At 61.1% G+C, this 19,338-nt stretch carries 14 protein-coding genes; 13 read left to right on the top strand and 1 reads right to left on the bottom strand.

The window, feature by feature from the left end; genetic code table 11:
* The first annotated feature begins 66 nt into the window (after positions 1–66).
* Entirely contained in the window at positions 67–1,170 is a 1,104-nt protein-coding gene (gene mraY / locus PAB09_RS08865; protein WP_271033323.1) for a phospho-N-acetylmuramoyl-pentapeptide-transferase, read from the top strand.
* Here the strand turns inward: mraY and PAB09_RS08860 are convergent.
* On the bottom strand, positions 1,079–2,206 hold the full coding sequence (locus PAB09_RS08860) for an HNH endonuclease signature motif containing protein (RefSeq protein WP_271033322.1): 1,128 nt from the start codon (positions 2,204–2,206) through the stop codon (positions 1,079–1,081). The two genes, mraY and PAB09_RS08860, sit on opposite strands and share 92 nt — an antisense overlap.
* 305 nt (positions 2,207–2,511) lie before the next feature.
* Between PAB09_RS08860 and murD the strand changes: the two genes are divergently transcribed.
* The 12 genes from murD to PAB09_RS08800 all read left to right on the top strand — a co-directional run bounded on the left by murD (position 2,512) and on the right by PAB09_RS08800 (position 19,329).
* Complete coding sequence (murD, locus tag PAB09_RS08855) at positions 2,512–3,930, top strand: UDP-N-acetylmuramoyl-L-alanine--D-glutamate ligase (protein WP_271033321.1); 1,419 nt, start codon at positions 2,512–2,514, stop codon at positions 3,928–3,930.
* A gap of 172 nt (positions 3,931–4,102) precedes the next feature.
* Positions 4,103–5,644 carry an FtsW/RodA/SpoVE family cell cycle protein gene (locus tag PAB09_RS08850; RefSeq protein WP_271033320.1) on the top strand — a complete coding sequence of 514 codons (1,542 nt, stop codon included), beginning with the start codon at positions 4,103–4,105 and terminating at the stop codon, positions 5,642–5,644.
* 11 nt (positions 5,645–5,655) lie between these two features.
* A complete protein-coding gene (murG, locus tag PAB09_RS08845; RefSeq protein WP_271033319.1) occupies positions 5,656–6,714 on the top strand; it encodes an undecaprenyldiphospho-muramoylpentapeptide beta-N-acetylglucosaminyltransferase in 1,059 nt (352 codons plus the stop codon).
* 122 nt (positions 6,715–6,836) lie between these two features.
* Positions 6,837–8,324 (top strand): UDP-N-acetylmuramate--L-alanine ligase, encoded by a 1,488-nt coding sequence (gene murC, locus PAB09_RS08840; RefSeq protein ID WP_271033318.1) that lies wholly within the window; start codon positions 6,837–6,839, stop codon positions 8,322–8,324.
* Between the two features lie 6 nt (positions 8,325–8,330).
* Positions 8,331–8,993 carry a cell division protein FtsQ/DivIB gene (locus PAB09_RS08835; RefSeq protein ID WP_271033317.1) on the top strand — a complete coding sequence of 221 codons (663 nt, stop codon included), beginning with the start codon at positions 8,331–8,333 and terminating at the stop codon, positions 8,991–8,993.
* Positions 8,994–9,415: 422 nt separating this feature from the next.
* Positions 9,416–10,657, top strand: a complete 1,242-nt coding sequence (ftsZ, locus tag PAB09_RS08830) for a cell division protein FtsZ (RefSeq protein WP_271033316.1) — start codon at positions 9,416–9,418, stop codon at positions 10,655–10,657.
* Between the two features lie 31 nt (positions 10,658–10,688).
* Positions 10,689–11,417, top strand: a complete 729-nt coding sequence (gene pgeF, locus PAB09_RS08825) for a peptidoglycan editing factor PgeF (protein ID WP_271033315.1) — start codon at positions 10,689–10,691, stop codon at positions 11,415–11,417.
* 180 nt (positions 11,418–11,597) lie between these two features.
* Positions 11,598–12,029 (top strand): cell division protein SepF, encoded by a 432-nt coding sequence (locus PAB09_RS08820; RefSeq protein ID WP_271033314.1) that lies wholly within the window; start codon positions 11,598–11,600, stop codon positions 12,027–12,029.
* Between the two features lie 237 nt (positions 12,030–12,266).
* The gene (locus PAB09_RS08815; protein WP_271033313.1) at positions 12,267–12,563 is read left to right on the top strand and encodes a YggT family protein; all 297 of its coding nucleotides are present in this window, start codon (positions 12,267–12,269) and stop codon (positions 12,561–12,563) included.
* Positions 12,564–13,014: 451 nt separating this feature from the next.
* Positions 13,015–14,070 carry a DivIVA domain-containing protein gene (locus PAB09_RS08810; RefSeq protein ID WP_271033312.1) on the top strand — a complete coding sequence of 352 codons (1,056 nt, stop codon included), beginning with the start codon at positions 13,015–13,017 and terminating at the stop codon, positions 14,068–14,070.
* A 346-nt stretch (positions 14,071–14,416) separates the two neighbouring features.
* Positions 14,417–17,569 (top strand): isoleucine--tRNA ligase, encoded by a 3,153-nt coding sequence (gene ileS, locus PAB09_RS08805; protein ID WP_271033311.1) that lies wholly within the window; start codon positions 14,417–14,419, stop codon positions 17,567–17,569.
* A gap of 185 nt (positions 17,570–17,754) precedes the next feature.
* Positions 17,755–19,329, top strand: a complete 1,575-nt coding sequence (locus tag PAB09_RS08800; RefSeq protein ID WP_442873748.1) for a succinic semialdehyde dehydrogenase — start codon at positions 17,755–17,757, stop codon at positions 19,327–19,329.
* Positions 19,330–19,338 lie beyond the last annotated feature (9 nt).

Below are 19,338 nucleotides of genomic sequence, written 5' to 3'. Positions count from 1 at the left end.
TGTATGTCTACGCCCACGGGGTGCGAGACGAAATAGCGTAGGAAGAATACAGTAGGTGAGTAGATAGTGACCCAGATAATTCTCGCGGGTGCGATCGGATTATTGGTATCGATTTTTGTGACACCAATCCTCATCCGTCGCTTCAGCGCAGAGGGATTGGGCCAGGAAATTCGCGAAGAGGGCCCGAAATCGCACTTACGCAAGCGGGGCACCCCAACCATGGGTGGCATCGCAATCCTGGCCGGCATTACCGTCGCCTACCTGGTTTCGAGCATCTACGGCGAACTCAACGGCACCCAAGGATTCACGGTATCCGGTGTTTTGGTACTAGGACTCACCCTCGCGTTGGGCGGGCTCGGTTTTGCCGATGACTTCATCAAGCTCTACAAGGGCCGCAACCTGGGGTTGAATAAGACCGCGAAGCTTGTCGGCCAGTTGGTCATCGCCTTGGCATTTGGCATTCTCGTGCTCCAGTTCCCGGACGACAATGGCCTCACCCCAGGTTCCACGCACCTGTCCTACCTGCGCGATCTAAACACCGTGGATCTCGCGATCGGTGGCACCGTCATCGGTACGATCATTTTCCTGCTGTTCATGTACATCCTCATTTCCGCGTGGTCCAACGCCGTCAACCTCACCGATGGCCTCGACGGACTCGCGGCAGGTTCCACCGCCATCGTCATGGGTGCCTACACCTTGATCTGCTTCTGGCAGTTCCGCAACGCCTGCGCCGAAGGTGCTGCCCCGGGTTGCTATGACGTGCGCGATCCGTTGGATCTAGCCGTGCTCGCTGCCGCAGGGCTCGGCGCCTGCCTCGGATTCTTGTGGTGGAACGCCGCCCCGGCAAAGATATTTATGGGTGATACCGGCTCGTTGGCACTCGGCGGTTTGGTTGCAGGCCTCTCGGTCGCCAGCAGAACGGAACTGCTCATGATCGTCGTCGGTGCTTTGTTCGTCATTGAGGCGGCATCCGTTGTCATCCAGGTGTTTGGCTTCAAGACCCGCGGAATCCGCATCTTCCGGATGGCGCCAATCCATCACCATTTTGAAAATGGTGGCTGGGCCGAGACCACCGTTGTCATTCGCTTCTGGTTGGTTTCCGCAGTGGCGGCTTTGATTGGAGCCTCCATCTTCTATGGCGAATGGCTCGGATTGGTCGGAGTCTCATAGAAGGCATGCCTAGTAGGCCCCCTGGTGGGGGCCTTTTTGGTGTGTTTAGGCTTTGGGGTGCCAGGGTGGGGTGGCCGTTGGTGCGTTGGATGCGGCCGTGTTTGGGTGTGCTGGGGTCATCGTCGTTTCTTCCGTTGTGGAAGGCGCATAGCATGGTGAGGTTTTTACTTGCGGTGGTCCCGCCCCGATTCCACGCATGGATATGGTGGATTTGGCACTCATCGGCTGGTTTATTGCAGTCCGGGTGGGCACAGCTTAAGGATTCGAGGGTGGCTAGGTCGCGTTGCTTTTTGTTGGCAAACCTGGAGGAGCGCACGAGGTCGACGGGTCCGTCAACGGGGTGGATAAGCCCGAACCCCCACTGGTCATCAAGGATGGAGGCAACGATTTCGGTGCTGGTGCGTGTGACCCCATCGGAGCAGGTGAAGGTGGTTTCGTCTCCTGTGGCATCCAGGACGGTGGTGAGTTTGTCTAGGGGGATGGCCACGATGGGGCGAAGTGTTTTGGTGATGGTGCCGGTGTGGGGGAAGTTTTTAGCTGGGTCGGGCAGTTCTTTGAGTGTTTCGTAAAGTGTGTCGATATCGGCTGGTTCGCCGTTGATTTTCAGTTGCCAGAGGTTGTTGCGGTTGCGGTTGATGCTCACGCCTTTGACTAACCTTGCCGGTGGGGTTGCGTAGTCGTTGGTGATTGCGCGTGCGCGGGTGGCGAACTGTCCGGTGGGCAGGTTGCCGAGGTTTACTAGGTCGCGGCGTAGTTGCCATGTGGTTTTTTCGCCTGTGACTCTGCGGGTGCAGGTTTCGATGATTTCGAGGTGGGCGAGGGTGAGCCCGAGGGAGTCTATGGTTTCCCGGCAGGTGGCTTGCATCCTGGTGTAGGAGGTGGTGCCGTAGTACACCGTGGCGAGGGTTTTCAGGTCGGTGGCTGTGTTTTCGGGTAGTCCGCGTGCGACAAGTGCAGCAATTGTGCACCCGGCGGCGTCCTGGATGAGGGCGAGCGGGTTGGAAAGTACTGCTGCAAGCTGGTCGACGGGGTTCATGCCCACAACGCTAAACGGGCGTCAATGCGTCCACGAGTTGCAGGCGTGAAGCCTGTGGATAACCCTGTTTTCTTATGTGGTTCTTAGCCACAATCTGTGGATAACTTTGCCCACGTATGCCCGGAAATCCCCCACGACCAGTGTTAATCGATGGCAATGGGGAAAGGTGCGAATGTCAATTGCGTGCGCGTCTGCAAACGTCGGAAAGCAACGCCAGTACGTGGTGGTGTGCGATTGGTGAAGACCACCTATTAACGTGGACGGTGAAACTGTCTAGCCCGCGCCTGAAGGTAAGGAAATTGCCAATGACCACCCCAGCTCGTCCAAGCCAAGAAATTGTATCCGGCACCGTCATGGTAGCCGGGGCCGGAGTGTCCGGGGTGGGGGTAGCCCGGCTGCTTGTGGATCTCGGCGTCGATGTTGTGATCGTCGACGCGAATGCCACGGCGCTCGATCGCGCGGTCGAGGCCACCGGTGCCGCGGCCATGGATCCGGCAACCGCAGAAGCTAGGCTCCAGGAATTCTCGTGCGTGGTGACCTCCCCGGGATGGCGCCCAGACTCGCCGCTGTTGATTGCCGCCCACGACGCGGGCTTGGAGGTCTACGGCGACGTCGAGCTGTTTTATCGCCTCGATGCGGCAGGGACCTTCGGAAAGCCTCGCACCTGGTTGGTGGTGACTGGCACCAACGGCAAGACCACTACCACCGGCATGCTTGCAGCCATGATGACCAAGGCGGGGCGCTCCACCCAAGCCGTGGGCAATATCGGTGTGTCCATCGCAGAGGCGCTTGTCAACCCGCAGCGCATCGACGTCCTCGTGGTAGAGGCCTCTTCTTTCCAGCTGCACTGGTCGAGCAAGCTCGCCCCCAACGTTGGCGTTTTGCTCAATCTGGCCGACGATCACATTGACTGGCACGGCAGCTTCGCCCACTACGCGGCGGATAAGGCCAAGGTGTTCGGGGGTGCCATCGCGATCGCCGGTATCGATGATGAGCATGTCCGCGAGCAGGTCGCCCGCCTTGGGATCACCCCGATTGGTTTTACTTTGGCACCGCCTGAGCCCAGGCAAGTGGGTGTTCACGACGGGATGATTGTTGATTACACTGGCGATGAGCCGGTGGTCATTGCCCCGGTTGAGGGCATCGAGCCCGCAGGCGAGGCGGGCATCTACGATGCGTTGGCTGCAGCTGCGGCCGCCCGGGCCGCCGGTGCCGCACCTGAGGCGATCGCGCAGGCGCTCAAGGAGTTCAAGGTGGCCGGTCACCGCGGGCAGGTCGTTGCTCGTTGGTTTGATAATCATGGCGTGGAGATTATCGCCATCGACAATTCCAAGGCGACTAATCCCCACGCGGCCGACTCTGCACTCAGTGGCCATGATTCCGTGGTCTGGGTTGCGGGTGGCCAGCTCAAGGACGCTGACGTTGTACCGCTGGTCAAAAAGCATGCGCACCGCCTCAAGGCCGTCGCGCTGCTGGGGGTGGATCGAGAGATCATCGCCGCCGCCGTGCGAGAGTATGCGCCGGAGGCCGTCATCATGGCCACGGAGAACACGGATCCGGTTCAGGCGATGGACGAAGTTGTCGCCTGGGCGGTGGCGCAGGCCACCGGCGGGGATGCGGTGATTTTGGCTCCGGCGGCGGCGAGCTTGGATATGTATTCGGGTATGGGGCAGCGTGGGACGCTGTTCGCCGAGGCCGTGGCAAGCAGGGTGGACAACACCTAGACGATGGTGCTGGCCGGTGACCTTAAACGAAAGGCGTTTGAGGCGCTTGTGGCGTTTGGTAACCATTGTTACCCCTGTAGCCTTTATGCTTGAGAGACAACCTCGAGACTTGGGAGAAAATTTGGCCACCCCACCCCAATCACATGCCACGCCGGCAAAGCGGAAGCGAAGCTTGTCGACCATCATCAGCGAACAGCTCGCCGAGTGGCGCGTACGCCCCCTGACTGACTACTACTTGATCTTGGGCATCGTCGGACTGCTGACGATAGTCGGCGTGATCATGGTGATGTCGAGTTCCATGACGTGGTCGGTGATCGACAATGCCAATGTGTTTTCCACCGCGACGAAACAGACTTTCATGGTGCTGGCTGGCATTGTGGCCATGATTGCCACGATGCACCTGAACCCGCGCAGGCTGCGCAGGTTAGCGCCATGGGCTCTAGTAATAACTTTCGCGCTGTTGCTGCTGGTCCTCATACCGGGCATCGGCACCGGACGTGAGGAGTGGGGTTCGCAGTCGTGGATTGTCCTCGGCCCGATCCGCCTGCAACCGTCGGAGATTGCGCGAGTGGTGATTGCCTTGTGGGGTGCGCATTATCTCGCTGACGCCGACCCGCACGAGGACTATCGCACCAACAAGCTGCTGCGATTTGGGCTGGTGGCTGCGGCCATTACGGCTCTGATTTATCTCGAGGGCGATACCGGCATGTCCATCTCCTTCCTTTTGGTGGTGGCTGTACTGCTCATTTTCGCGGGCATGGATTTTCGCGGTATTGCGCTCCTCGCGGCGTTCGGCGTGCTTGGCATTGCGGCTTTGCTCTTCGGTGGCGGGTATCGTTCGGATCGTTTTACCGTCTACTTCGACGCGCTGGTTGGCCATTTTGCCGACACGAAAGGCATCGCATTCCAGTCCTATCAGGGGTTCCTTTCGCTTTCCGACGGTTCCCTGTTCGGCGTGGGGCTTGGCCAGTCCCGCGCGAAGTGGTTCTACCTGCCTGAGGCCAAAAACGACTTCATCTTCGCCATCATCGGCGAGGAGTTGGGGCTGATCGGTGCGGGATTGGTTATCTTCCTCTTCGGGCTGTTGGGGTTCATCGGGTTGCGCACCGCCCAGCGCACGGCCAATCAATTCCTCGCGCTGCTTGCCGCGACCTTGACGATGGCCTTGGTCATCCAGGCATTCATTAATATCGGCTATGTCATTGGCATGCTGCCGGTGACCGGTATTCAGTTGCCGCTGATCTCCGCCGGTGGTACCTCGGCAATTATCACGCTCGGCGCCATGGGCATGCTGGTTACCTGTGCCCGCCATGAGCCCCAGGCTATTTCGGCGATGGCCAGCTACGGGCGCCCCGCGATTGACAAGTGGTTATTTCTCAAAGAACCAAGCCTGGAGGATTGTGAAAACCCTGCAGCCGGTTCTCAGCCGCGGTCACAGGAGACCCGTCCCCAGTCGAAGGCGCAGGCGCCGCGTCCTTCCGCGCAGGCGTCACGCCCGGTATTGCGCGAGTCAGCCGACCGCCAGCGCACCGGTGGTACCAGTTCTGCTTCCCGACGCCGACAGCGCGATGCCTACTTACCGGAACAGCCCCCGCGGCGGGATTCCTATAGTGCAGGTTACCGCGGCAGCAGCGCCACGAACTCCGGCGATGGATTTTCCGCACCTGCGCGCACCAGGCGTCCCAGCGGTGGACGTGAGGAGGAAAGAAGATGAAAGAAGATACTATGAGCCCGACTATTGTTGTTGCAGGTGGAGGTACCGCCGGTCACATTGAACCCGCATTGGCCGTCGCGGAGGCGCTCCTCGCGCGCGGCGCCGAGGTCTTCGCGCTGGGCACCCCGAAGGGACTCGAAACCACGCTCGTTCCGGCCCGAGGGTTGGAGCTCGAGCTCATCGACCCAGTACCGATCCCGCGCAAGCCTAGCCTGGAGCTGCTCAAGGTGCCGGCAAGGCTTATCGCAGCGATCCGCCAGACCAAGGCCGTGTTGAAAAGGCACGATGTCGATGCCGTCATCGGATTCGGTGGCTACGTGTCCGCGCCGGCCTATATCGCAGCGCGACTGATGGGGTTGCCGTTTTTCGTCCACGAGGCCAACGCCAGGGCGGGAATGGCCAACAAGCTCGGCGTAGCCCTTGGTGGCACCGGGCTCAATGCCGTCGCCGATTCCGGCCTCAAGGGCGAAGTGGTAGGAATTCCCCTGCGCGCCTCGCTTAAAGCAGACCCAGCTGCAGCAGGGCAGCGCGCCCGTACGCTGTGGGGGCTTGATCCGCAGCGCAAGGTGGTGCTGGTCACTGGTGGCTCCCAGGGTGCTGCCAGCCTCAACAAGGCCGTGGCCGAAGGCATCGATGACGTTGTGGCGGCAGGTTTTCAGGTGCTGCACTCGGTGGGGAAGAAGAATGAACTTCCCGCCGGCAAACCTGGTTACGCTCCCGTTGCCTACATCGATGACATGGCGGCAGCCTACGCGATCGCCGACCTCATCGTCTGTCGGGCGGGTGCGATGACGGTGGCCGAAAACACCCAGGCGGGGATTCCGGCGGTCTATGTCCCACTGCCGCATGGCAACGGCGAACAGGGCAAAAACGCTGCCGCCATCGTCGCGGCCGGGGGTGCGCGTCTTATCGACGACGCAGCATTTGATGGCGCTGCGTTCGTGCGCAACGTCTCCGAGATCTTGTCCGATGATGCCCTCGCACGGCAGATGGCTGAGGTTGCCACACAGACTGGGCTTGGCGATGCCTCCGCGATCATTGCCGAGAAGCTTCTTGCCGCCACGCGCTAAGCCACCTGTGGCCGTCGTCAAGCAAAAGGGCAAAGACGCAGTGAAGCGGTGGCGGCGGTGAATGTCGCGGCGATGAAATACGATAGAACGAGCAACTACTGGCGCGTCGAAAGGAACCCACAATGAGCGAAACGAACACCACCCCCACCCCAGTTGACCTCAGCCGGGTACACCTAATCGGAATCGGCGGCGCCGGCATGTCGGGTGTCGCCCGGATCCTGCTTTCCCGCGGAGCCACCGTGACCGGCTCGGATGTCAAGGACTCACGCCCGGTCATGGCGCTTCGCGCGATGGGAGCCACGATCGCGGTTGGCCACCGCGCCGAAAACCTCGAGCTCACGGGTGAGTTGCCGACGGTAGTGGTGACAAGTTTCGCCGCTATCCCCAAGGACAACCCGGAGCTCGTGCGCGCCGCCCAGGAGGGGATTCCGGTGATTCGCCGCTCCGACCTGCTCGGAGAGCTCCTCGAAGGAAGCACCCAGGTTCTGATCGCTGGCACCCACGGCAAGACCTCCACCACCTCCATGACCGTGGTGGCTATGCAGGCGGCCGGGATGGACCCCAGCTTCGCCATCGGCGGTCAGCTTAATAAAGCGGGCACGAACGCCCACCAGGGCACCGGCGATTGTTTCGTGGCCGAGGCCGATGAGTCCGATGCCTCCCTGCTGCGCTACAAGCCAGACATTGCCGTGGTGACCAATATCGAGCCGGATCACCTCGACTTCTTTAAGACTCCAGAGGCTTATTTCCAGGTGTTCGAGGACTTCGCTGACCGGCTGGTGGCAACCGGCAAGGACGGCAAGCTCATCGTGTGCCTCGATGACCCACACGCGGCAGCCCTAGGCGAGGCGGTCAAGGATCGGATTACGGTATTGGGCTACGGAACCGCTGAGGCATCGGCTGCGCACCCCGATATCGCCAAGACCGGGGTGGAGTCCATCGATGTCCATGCCCGCTCCGGCGGCGCGGAGGTCACCCGGGCATTGATTAATGTGCTCGGTACCCCTGTCGAGGTGACCTTACAGATCCCAGGCGAGCACATGGTTCTCAACGCCGCGGCGGCATTGACGGCGGGTGCGGCCGCCGGTGGCGATCTCACCAAGCTCGCAGAAGGCATTTGCAGCTTCACCGGTGTGCGTCGCCGCTTCGAATTTCACGGTGTAGTCGCCGAGGGAGACTACAAGGGCGTGGAAGTATACGACGACTATGCCCATCACCCAACCGAGGTTGCCGCCGTGCTCAAGGCCGCCCGCGAGAAGCTGTCCGCACGAGGCAGCGGCAGGATCGTGGTGGTGTTCCAACCGCACCTCTATTCCCGCTCAATGGAGTTCGCGGATCAGTTCGCCAGTGCCTTGTCGATCGCCGATAAGGTCATCGTCCTCGATATCTATGGTGCCCGCGAAAAGCCTGTCGAGGGGGTTGATTCCCGCATCATCACCTCCAAGGTGGCAAAGCCTGTCATCTTCGAACCGAATTTCGGGGCGGTACCCGAGCGGGTGGCCGAAGTAGCGCAGCCAGGGGACCTGGTGTTGACCATGGGGGCTGGTTCGGTGACCATGCTTGCCGACGAAATCCTGCGCACCCTTGACCCCTCCCGGCCGCAGGACTAGTACCAGATGCGGAAAAAGAAAGGGCTCATCGCCCTCGTAGCGCTGGCCGTAGTGGCGCTGATCCTCGGTGCCAGCGCCTGGGCGTATCCCGTTTTCAAGATTGGTGGTTTCGCCATCGAGGGCAACGCGAACACCAGCGTGGAGGACATAGAGGCCGCCACCCAAGTCGCGGTGGGGGACAACCTGTTGCGTACTGACTCCCAGGCGGTCGCGCGTGGGGTGAGCACGTTGCCGTGGATCCAGGCGGTGTCGGTGTCCAAGTCTTACCCTTCGACGTTGAAGATCAGCGTCACCGAGCGCGAAGTCGCGTTATTTGCCGCCCGCGGGGATGGCGCCCACCTGATCGATACCAATGGCCAGCCGTTTGTCATCGGGCAGCCCCCGGCAGGAACCCCGGAGATTACCGGCACCGCCGAGGATGATCCGGAGCTTTTCGCCACGGCCCTAGAGATTATCAACAGCCTCGACGAGCGCGCCCGTGGGCGACTCAGCGCCATTGACGCCCCGAGCAAGTTCAAATTCACCTTGGTTTTTGGCGCAGATAAGCAGGTCTATTGGGGTTCTGGTGAAAACCTCACCGCCAAGGCGGTGGCAACCACCGCGGCACTGAGCAGGGACGAACCTTCCCTCGATGTCAGCGGGGCACCCCTTATTAGCGTGCGCCCGTAGATGTCAAGGCAGTACCCCGACCCACCCCGTTGATGATCATCGAGGATGAATGTATCTATGAATTCTTCGAATCGCGCGGGGTTTTTGAAATTGGCTAAGGTGGGTGCCGCGGCCAGCAGTTTTGGCTTAACCTATGCCAAGAAGGCCAGTTCACAACCCTAAAGTAGTGGTTGAGGGTACCGACACGCCGCCGAAAATGTGCCAAACTTTTTGTGTCTTGTCGCTCATGATGGATAACAGTGCGGTGCCGTATGGACTACGAGGCCCGCCCGCGAGGCCACTTCCCGCAACACCTTGGCTTTGGGTGCTGTGGAACGTTCAAGGTGATGGTGGTTTTCGGGTCGGGGAGTGGGGCCAGATGTACTGGCACGGTGAACTGTAAGTGATTCTCACAACGAAAGAATGAAAGGCGAGTCTTCTTTATGACTTCCCCAGATACCTACCTCGCCGTCATCAAGGTAGTCGGTGTCGGTGGCGGCGGCGTTAACGCCGTTAACCGCATGATTGAGGAAGGCCTCAAGGGTGTGGAGTTCATCGCGGTGAACACCGACTCCCAGGCCCTGCTGTTCTCAGAGGCGGACGTCAAGCTCGATATCGGACGCGAGGCGACCCGTGGACTCGGCGCCGGCGCGAACCCGGAGGTTGGCCGCCAGTCGGCTGAGGATCACAAGTCCGAAATTGAAGAACTGCTCAAGGGTGCGGACATGGTGTTCGTGACCGCGGGCGAGGGTGGCGGCACCGGCACGGGAGCTGCCCCGGTCGTTGCCTCCATCGCAAAAAAGATGGGCGCCTTGACGGTCGGCGTGGTCACGCGCCCGTTTAAGTTCGAGGGTCAGCGTCGTACCCGCCAGGCCATGGAGGGTATTGAGGCTTTGAAGGATGTCTGCGACACCCTCATCGTGATCCCGAACGATCGCCTTCTACAGCTCGGAGACTCGAGCCTGACCATGATGAACGCCTTCCGCGCGGCCGATCAGGTGCTCCACAACGGTGTCGAGGGAATCACCAACCTCATCACCACCCCGGGCCTGATCAACGTCGACTTCGCCGACGTGCGCTCGGTCATGGCCGACGCCGGCTCTGCACTGATGGGCGTGGGCTCTGCGCGTGGCGACAACAGGGTGATTGTCGCCGCCGAGGAAGCCATCAACTCGCCGCTGCTCGAGTCCACGATGGAGGGCGCAACTGGCGTGCTGCTGTCTATCGCCGGTGGTTCGGATCTGGGGATTCAGGAGGTCAACGATGCAGCCTCCATGGTGCAGGAAAAGGCCGATCCCGATGTCAACCTCATCTTCGGCACGATCTTCGACGACAACCTCGGCGATGAGGTGCGCGTGACCGTGATTGCTACCGGATTCAACGCCGCGCGCACGAAGCTCGCACAGGCGGAGGCACCGGCTGCCGCTGCTCCGAATCCGACACCGGCCCCATCGGTTGAGGGATCCTCCCTGTTCGGCGAGGACCTCGGTCGCCACCGGGTTGAAGAGCCCGTCGCTCCAGTGCAGGCTTCCCAGCCACAGGCCCAGCCACGCACCTACGCCGAGCCGCCGCGTCCGTCCCGTGGGGGGCTTTTTACCAACCGTGAGGATCAGCCCACTTTCGGCGAGCGTGAAACAAAAGACAATGGGCTCGACGACCTCGACGTCCCGGACTTTCTTCGCTAAAGGCTAAGGCTGAAGAAGGAAACGCCCAAGGATGACGGATCTCAGCCAGCGCCCGGTGCGCAAAGTCTTTACCACCCGCTCCGGCGGGGTCTCCCAAGCGCCCTACGGCAGTTTTAACTTAGGTGATCACGTTGGTGACTCCCGCATTGCCGTCCACGCCAACCGCGCCCGATTGGCGCGGGTGTTGGGGCTCGAGCCGGGCAATATCGTGTGGATGGAGCAGGTTCATTCCAATACCGTCACCGTGGTCGACGGACCGCAGGAGGCGCCGGTGGAGACCACCGATGCATTGGTGACCACCGTTCCGGGGCTTGCCTTGGCCGTCTTGGTTGCCGATTGCGTGCCGGTATTGTTATCAGACACGCAGGCGGGCGTTGTTGCGGCGGTGCACGCCGGGCGCATGGGGGCCCGCAACGGTATCGTCGCGAATGCGGTCAACACGATGATTGAGCTTGGTGCCTCCGCCCCCAATATTCACGCGCTGCTTGGCCCCGCGGCCTCAGGCAAGAATTATGAGGTTCCCGAAGCCATGGCTCGGGATGTGGAGGCGCACCTGCCTGGCTCAATCTGCAAGACCAACAAGGGAACTATTGGATTAGATATTCGGATGGGTTTGGTGCGACAGCTTTTGTCCCTGGGTGTGCAGGCAATTGATGCCGATCCTCGGTGCACAGTGGAGGAAGCGGAGTTTTTCTCCTATCGTCGGGAAGGCACGACTGGCCGGCAGGCTGGGATAGTGTGGCTTCAACAACCGAAATAAGACTTATAACTCAATACCGAAAACATCCGTGTCGAAACCGGTGGGTCACAGACCTAACGCATATGTTGTAACCAACATTGCTCACGACGGGGAAAATTTTCGCAGCAATCAGTGCAAATCTCGCAGCGTGTCGCATCTCAAATGGTCGGTGGCGTTGCGCAAGAATCCGGGAGGAAACCTATGTCAATTTTCGATAAGACGAAGCAGTTCTTCGGCTTGGGGCCTTACGATGTGCCTGCCGACGATGCTTACTATGACGAGCCTCGCTACGATGGCAACCTCGCTTACCAGCCGCACTACGAGCAGCATCCAGTTGAATCCTATGAGCGTGAGCCGCAGCGCACATTCCCAGCCACGATCGTGCCGGTGACCATTACCTCTTACTCGGATGCGGCTGCCATTGGCAAGCCATTCCGTGACGGCGATGCCGTGGTATTTGACATCAAGTCCCTCTCGGCAGCGGAGGCGAAGCGAATCGTTGACTTCGCTGCGGGCCTGTGCTTTGCCGCTTATGGTCAGATGAAGCGCATCGAATCCGGCGTGTTCGCCATCGTTCCCAAGGATGCAGACATCACCACTGCCGACCTGGAGCGTACCGCCGGAGTTCGCTAGTCTGGTTGCCTTGGGGTTTGCCTGATAATTGTTTGCAATTCGGTATCTTGCAGGTCACGGTAGTACGCCGTGGCCTGTTTTCTTTTGATTTCCGACGATTCCGGTTTCGGTGCCTTAGTGGAGGGGAACTATCCCGCCTTAGCTATCGTTGGCTGTAAGCGAAGTGAATTAATGACGGCAGCTTGAACAAGCTTTGCGCTAAGTGACAAGGCCTGCCGATCCAAGCGAAAGGAAGTTATGTCCGTCCTGCTTCAAGTGCTGTATGCAGCCATTGAACTGTACGTCCTTGCACTCATCGGCAGGATCTTAGTGGAGATGATCCAGGCATTTTCGCGTAACTTCCGCCCGCCGCGCTGGTTCGCGGTGTGTGCAGAGTTCCTTTTTGTCATCACTGACCCGCCAGTAAAGGCATTGCGCCGGCTTATTCCACCGATGAAGCTTGGCAATGTCGCCCTTGATGTGTCGGTGCTGGTCTTGTTCTTCCTCCTGCAGGTCGCCCAGATAGCTCTGAGATACGCGATGATGAGCGTGTAGCGGATAATGATTCCTCCCACTGGAAGGTGGGAGGTTTTTGTTTTTTAGGTGCTGCGGCCGCCGAAAGAGGCCAGGCGGGGGGAATAAAAAGTGAGATTTATCGCTCTACATTCACATCGTGCAAAGCAAGAACACATCGTGCGGCTGTGATGGGTGGTGAAGGCGGGGATGGAGAAGGGTCATTAGTCAAAAAATCATGCGGAGGCGTAGGTCGTGGAAAAAGAACACGCTAAAGGGGGTAAAATGCTCATCGTGCTCTCAGGAAATCTGAGCTGTCGGCACGAATACTTTCCTTGATGTGTGAAAAATTCGGGCCGAATATCGCGCGATGGCTGCGTTTGTCTCATGAAATATGTGGCAAACGTGCCATACTGTGAGTTAATGTGTTCAGAAAGAAGCGTTCGTAGGCACCCTGTCTGCGAGTCGATGAATCGTGAAGGGATATAGCTCCATGCCTTTGACTCAGGCCGATGTGCGCAACATCGCTTTTAACAAGCCACCAATCGGCAAGCGTGGCTATGCCGAGGATGAGGTCGATCAGTTCCTTGATCTGATCGAAGAAAGCCTCGAAGAGCTCCAGGAAGACAATGACAACCTGCGCCAGCAGGTTGAGGAGCTGAAGGCAGAGCTCGAGCAGGCTAAGGCAAAGGCCTCCGGGGCACCGGCTGCTGCGGCGCCGGCCGCCGCAAAGCCGGTCGATGACAAGGCTCTTCGCGCGGAGATCGAGTCGAAGCTCAAGGCGGAGTACGAGGCCAAGGTAGCTGAGGCCAAGAAGGCGCAGCAGAAGGCCGAGGCGGATGCCAAAGCTGCGAAGGCTGAGGCTGATGCTGCTAAGGCAGAGGCGAAGAAGGCGGCCACTGCAGCACCAGCCGCTGCTGTTGCTGCCCCGGCTGCCGCAAGCGGAGCCGCTACCGCTGAGACCCACATGCAGGCCGCCAAGGTCTTGGGCATGGCTCAAGACGTTGCCGATCGCCTCACGGCGGACGCACGGACCGAGTCTCAGGCAATGCTAGATGAGGCACGTACCGCCGCCGAGAAGCAGCTTTCTGCCGCTGATGCTTCCTCCAAGGCCACCCTCGAGGACGCCCGCCAGCGCGCCGAGAAGCAGCTCGCGGACGCAGATTCTCGTTCCAAGGCACTGCTGGCTGACGCGGACAGCCGCTCCAAGGCGATGCTCAATGAGGCAGAGACTCGCTCCAAGACCATGGTGGAAGAGGCCACCAAGAAGTCTGAGCAGACCATCGCTGATGCTAACTCCCGTGCAGAGGCTCAGATTAAGCAGGCCACTGACAAGGCAAACGCCCTGCAGGCAGACGCAGAGCGTAAGCACACCGAGATCATGGCTTCGGTGGCTCAGCAGCAGCAGGCCTTGGAGACCCGCATCTCCGAGCTGCGTAACTTCGAGCGTGAGTACCGCACCCGCCTGAAGTCCCTGCTGCAGTCGCAGCTCGACGAGCTTGAGTCCCGTGGCACCTCCGCACCGTCGACCACCGAGGGTGCAAACTAAGTTCTGTTCAGCGCTTGACCCCGCCCAGCCCTTCTTGAGGTAGGCGGGGTCACGCGTTTTGTGTGGCAGGGTGCTATACTTTAAGCCGTTGCGTTCTGCGGGCGCTAGGGCATGCTGGCCTTGGGAACGTCGGAAAGCACAATAAACATCTAACGGCAGTGATCCGGCCATCACCGGGGAGCCTCCGGAAGAACCCGCGGATCCTTGTACCGCGTTAGTAGAACCGGACGGGTAAGACCGTTATCTCCTTCACTAATGAAGCGGGGCGTCGCGTGCGCCCAAGCAGGGTGGTACCGCGTGCAAGCGTCCCTGCACCTCAAGGCAGTTTCTAGTGGAGGAGTTTTTTATGGCTGACGTCGGTGGCGTATATCCCCGCGTTGACATGACCGGCGGGTCCACCCGTTTCCCGGACATGGAGCAGGAAGTCCTGAAGTTCTGGAAGGCAGACGATACCTTCCAAGCCTCGCTGAAAAACCGCGAGGGAAGCCCAGAGTACGTCTTCTATGATGGCCCGCCGTTTGCCAACGGCCTGCCGCACTACGGCCACCTTCTGACCGGCTACGTCAAGGACATCATCCCGCGCTTCCGCACGATGAAGGGCTACCACGTTCCCCGTGTCTTCGGTTGGGACACCCATGGCCTGCCCGCCGAGCTGGAGGCCGAAAAGCAGCTCGGCATCAAGGACAAGGGCGAGATCGAGGCCATGGGCCTGGCCAAGTTCAACGAGTACTGCGCAACCAGCGTGCTCCGCTACACCGAAGAGTGGAAGGAGTACGTCACGCGCCAGGCCCGCTGGGTGGACTTCGACAACGGCTATAAGACGATGGATCCCGGCTACATGGAGTCGGTCATCTGGGCGTTCAAGGAGCTCTACGACAAGGGCCTGATCTACCAAGGATTCCGCGTACTGCCGTACTCGTGGGCCGAGCACACCCCGCTGTCGAACCAGGAGACCCGCCTGGATGACTCCTACAAGATGCGCCAGGACCCCACGCTGACCGTCACCTTCCCGATCACCGGCGTGGCAGAGGGCTTCCACCCTGACGAGTCACTGGTCGGTGCCGTGGCCCTTGCCTGGACCACCACCCCGTGGACCCTGCCGTCGAACCTAGCGCTCGCGGTCAACCCGGAGGTCACCTATGCTCTCGTGCGCGCGGGCGAGGGGGCCACCGAGGCCGTGGCTGGCAAGCGGGTCATCCTAGCCGAGGCGCTGCTGGGAGCCTACGCCAAGGAGCTGGGCGAGTATGAGGTGGAAAAGACCCTCCCGGGTAAGGAACTGGAAGGGCTAAGCTACCAGCCCATCTTCTCCTACTTCGAGGGCCACCCGAACGCCTTCAAGATCCTTGTGGCTGATTACGTCACCACCGAGGACGGCACCGGCATCGTGCACCAGGCGCCCGCCTTCGGTGAGGACGATATGAACACCTGCAACGCCTACGACATCGCGACCATCGTGCCGGTGGACATGGACGGCAAGTTCACCTCGCTGGTACCGGAGTACCAGGGCCAACTTGTCTTCGATGCGAACAAAGACATCATCCGCGACCTCAAGGCCGCCGGCCGCGTGGTGCGCCACCAGACCATCGAGCACTCCTATCCGCACTCCTGGCGCTCGGGCGAGCCGCTGATCTACATGGCCCTGCCGTCGTGGTTTGTGTCCGTGACCAAGTTCCGTGAGCGCATGGTCGAGGTGAACCAGGAGATTGAGTGGATGCCGGAGCACATCCGCGACGGCCAGTTCGGTAAGTGGCTGGAAAACGCCCGCGACTGGAACATCTCGCGCTCGCGTTACTGGGGTTCCCCGATTCCAGTGTGGATGAGCGATGACGAGAACTATCCGCGCGTGGACGTCTATGGTTCCCTGGAAGAGTTGGAGCGTGACTTCGGCCGCAAGCCAAAGAGCCTGCACCGCCCGGACATCGACGAGCTGACGCGCCCCAACCCGGACGACCCGACGGGCAAGTCCACCATGCGCCGCGTCCCAGACGTCCTCGACGTGTGGTTCGACTCCGGCTCCATGCCGTTTGCGCAGTTCCACTACCCGTTCGAGAACAAGGGGTTCTTCGAAAATCACAACCCGGCGGACTTCATCGTCGAGTACATCGGCCAGACCCGCGGCTGGTTCTACCTGCTGCACGTGCTGTCGGTGGCCTTGTTCGACCGCCCGGCGTTTAAGAAGGTCGTCGCCCACGGCATCGTGCTTGGCGACGACGGACTGAAGATGAGTAAGTCCAAGGGCAACTACCCGAACGTCAACGAGGTCTTCGACCGCGACGGCTCGGACGCGATGCGCTGGTTCCTCATGTCCAGCCCGATCCTGCGCGGCGGCAACCTCATCGTGACCGAGCAGGGCATCCGCGAGGGCGTGCGCCAGGCGCTGCTGCCGATGTGGAACGCGTATAGCTTCCTGCAGCTGTACTCCTCCAAGCCCGCCGAGTGGTCGACCGAGTCCACCGACGTACTCGACCGCTACATTCTGGCCAAGCTGCACGACCTGGTCGACGGGGTCAACAAGTCTCTGGAGGCGACCGACATCGCCGCAGCCTGCGACGAGGTGCGTTGGTTCTGCGACGCGCTGACCAACTGGTACGTGCGCCGCTCTCGTGAGCGTTTCTGGGCCGGCGATGAGCAGTTCCCCGAGGCCTTCAACACCCTCTACACCGTGCTGGAGACCCTCACGCGCGTGACCGCACCGCTGCTGCCGATGGCCTCCGAGGTCATCTGGCGCGGGCTGACCGGCGAGCGCTCGGTCCACCTCACGGATTTCCCGAAGGCCGAGGACTTCCCGGCCGATCCGGAACTCGTGCGCACCATGGACGAAATCCGCGGCGTGTGTTCGGCCACCAGCTCCATCCGCAAGGCACACAAGCTGCGCAACCGTTTGCCGCTACCAGGGCTGACGGTGGCGCTGCCGGAGTCTGCACGCTTGGCCGACTTCGCCTCCATCATCAAGGACGAGGTCAACGTCAAGGAGATCACGCTGACCGATGACGTGGATTCGGTCGGCCGCTTCGAGGTCGTCGTCAACGCCAAGGTCGCAGGCCCGCGCCTGGGCCGCGACGTCCAAAAGGTGATCAAGGCCGTGAAGTCCGGCAACTACGAGCGCCAGGGCGAGGGCGTGATCGCTGACGGCGTCGAGCTGCTCCCGGGCGAGTTCAGCGAGCGGCTGGTTGCCGCTAACCCGGACTCCACAGCACAGATCGACGGTGTGGACGGTCTGGTCGTGCTGGACATGACCGTGACCGAGGAGCTGGAGGCAGAAGGCTGGGCTGCCGACGTGGTCCGTGGCCTGCAGGATGCGCGCAAAGCCTCCGACTTCGAGGTCTCCGACCGCATCGAGGCCACCCTGTTCGTCCCCGAGGACAAGCTGGAATGGGCCAACCGCCACAAGGACTTCATCGCCGGTGAAGTGCTCGCCACCAGCTTCGAGGTGCTCACCGAGGGCGCTGGCGCACACGTGGTCGTGGATAAGGTAACCGCCGACGTGAAGAAGGCCTAGGCTTTCGCCGCTTGTCGACGGCCAAAGGCCACTCATCCGAAGCCCGTCTCCCCACACACAGTGGGGGACGGGCTTTTCTCTTGGGAATAACTCCAGGACTACGGTGGTGGCTCGGGTACGCTCGAATAAATAAAGAGCAATACGCACAAGGAGCTCCCATGGCACGAGTAGACGATGCACCCACGATGGACACCCGCGGACGCGTCGCGCTGGCACGCCTCATCCAGCAGCCGGAGGAGCTCGTGGCGGAGGCGAATGGGCAGGACCTGCGCGCGCACACCGCGGCGCTCACCGGTGCTGAGATGGGAAGCCTTCCGCAAACCCCGGCCGAGCGGATCGCCCACGTCTTCGAGCATGCCCGAAGCATCCAGAGTGACTGGGCGGAGACCTCCTTTGCCGCGCGCCGCGACCTCATGCTGAGGTTCCACGATCTGCTCCTCGACGAGCGCGAGGCCATGCTGGATCTTATTCAGTGGGAGACGGCCAAATCTCGGGCGAGTGCCTTTGAGGAGGTAGCGGACGTTGCCATCAACGCCCGGTACTACGCGCGCACCGCCCACTCCACGCTGCGCGATCGCAAAACGTCCGGGGCCGTCCCGCTGCTGACCACCACCACCGTGAGCCACCGGCCCAGGGGCGTGGTGGCCGTGATCTCGCCGTGGAACTACCCGTTGACCTTGAGCGCATCGGACGCGCTCGCGGCGATCATGGCTGGCAATGCGATCGTGATCAAGCCGGATTCACTTACTCCTTATACGGCGTTGGCGGTGAAGTCCCTTCTTGAGCGCGCGGGCTTCCCGCGCGACCTGTTCCAGATTGTCCTCGGGGCTGGTGCGACCCTGGGCACTCCCATGATCGACGCCGCCGATTACGTGATGTTCACCGGCTCCTCGGCCACCGGTGCCACGATTGCCGAACGCGCTGGCAGAAACCTCATCGGCGTTTCTGCTGAGCTCGGCGGAAAGAACCCCATGATTGTCCGCGCCGACGCCCCGATCGCCAAGACCGCGGCGGGGGCGTTGAAGGCGTGTTTCTCCAACAGCGGCCAGCTGTGCATTTCCATCGAGCGGATCTACGTCCACACCGACATCTGGGACGCATTCGTCCCCGAACTCGTGCGCAGGGTAGAAAAGATGAGCGTTCGAGCCGCCATGGACTGGGAGGTGGACATGGGGCCGCTCATCAGCGAGAGCCAATTTAATAAGGTGTCCGAGCACGTCGACGATGCCGTCGCCAAGGGCGCGCGGATCCTCGCCGGCGGAAAGCCAGCTCCGGAAGCAGGACCGCGTGGATTCCGGCCCACCCTGCTGACAGACGTCACCGAGGAGATGGCTGTGTTCGGGGACGAAACCTTCGGCCCCGTGGTGAGCCTCTACCGCGTGGGATCCGACGAGGAGGCCATCGCCGCGGCCAACGCCGCGCCGTATGGACTCAACGCCTCGGTGTGGACCGCCGATCTGCGGGAAGGGGAGCGGGTTGCCGCGCGAATCCGCTCCGGCATGGTCAACGTCAACGACGGCTACGCTGCGCTGTGGGGCTCGATCAAGGCCCCGTCGGGCGGGGTGAAGAGCTCGGGCTTGTCCCACCGCCACGGCAAAGAGGGCATCACGAAGTACACCGACCTCCATGTCACGGCCACTCAGCGGATCTTGCCGGTGATGGCACCCCGCTTCGTGAGCGAGCGGGCCTGGAGCCGCTTCTTGACGGGCTTCGTTCGCGTTCAGCGCGCCCTCCCCGGCGTCCTCTTCGGCGAGAAGTAAATGAATTCT

It is taken from the genome of Corynebacterium sp. SCR221107 (genome assembly GCF_027886475.1).
Taxonomy (GTDB): Bacteria; Actinomycetota; Actinomycetes; order Mycobacteriales; family Mycobacteriaceae; genus Corynebacterium.
Note: the sequence above shows the minus strand (reverse complement) of the source record. Positions and strands in the feature narration are given on the sequence as shown.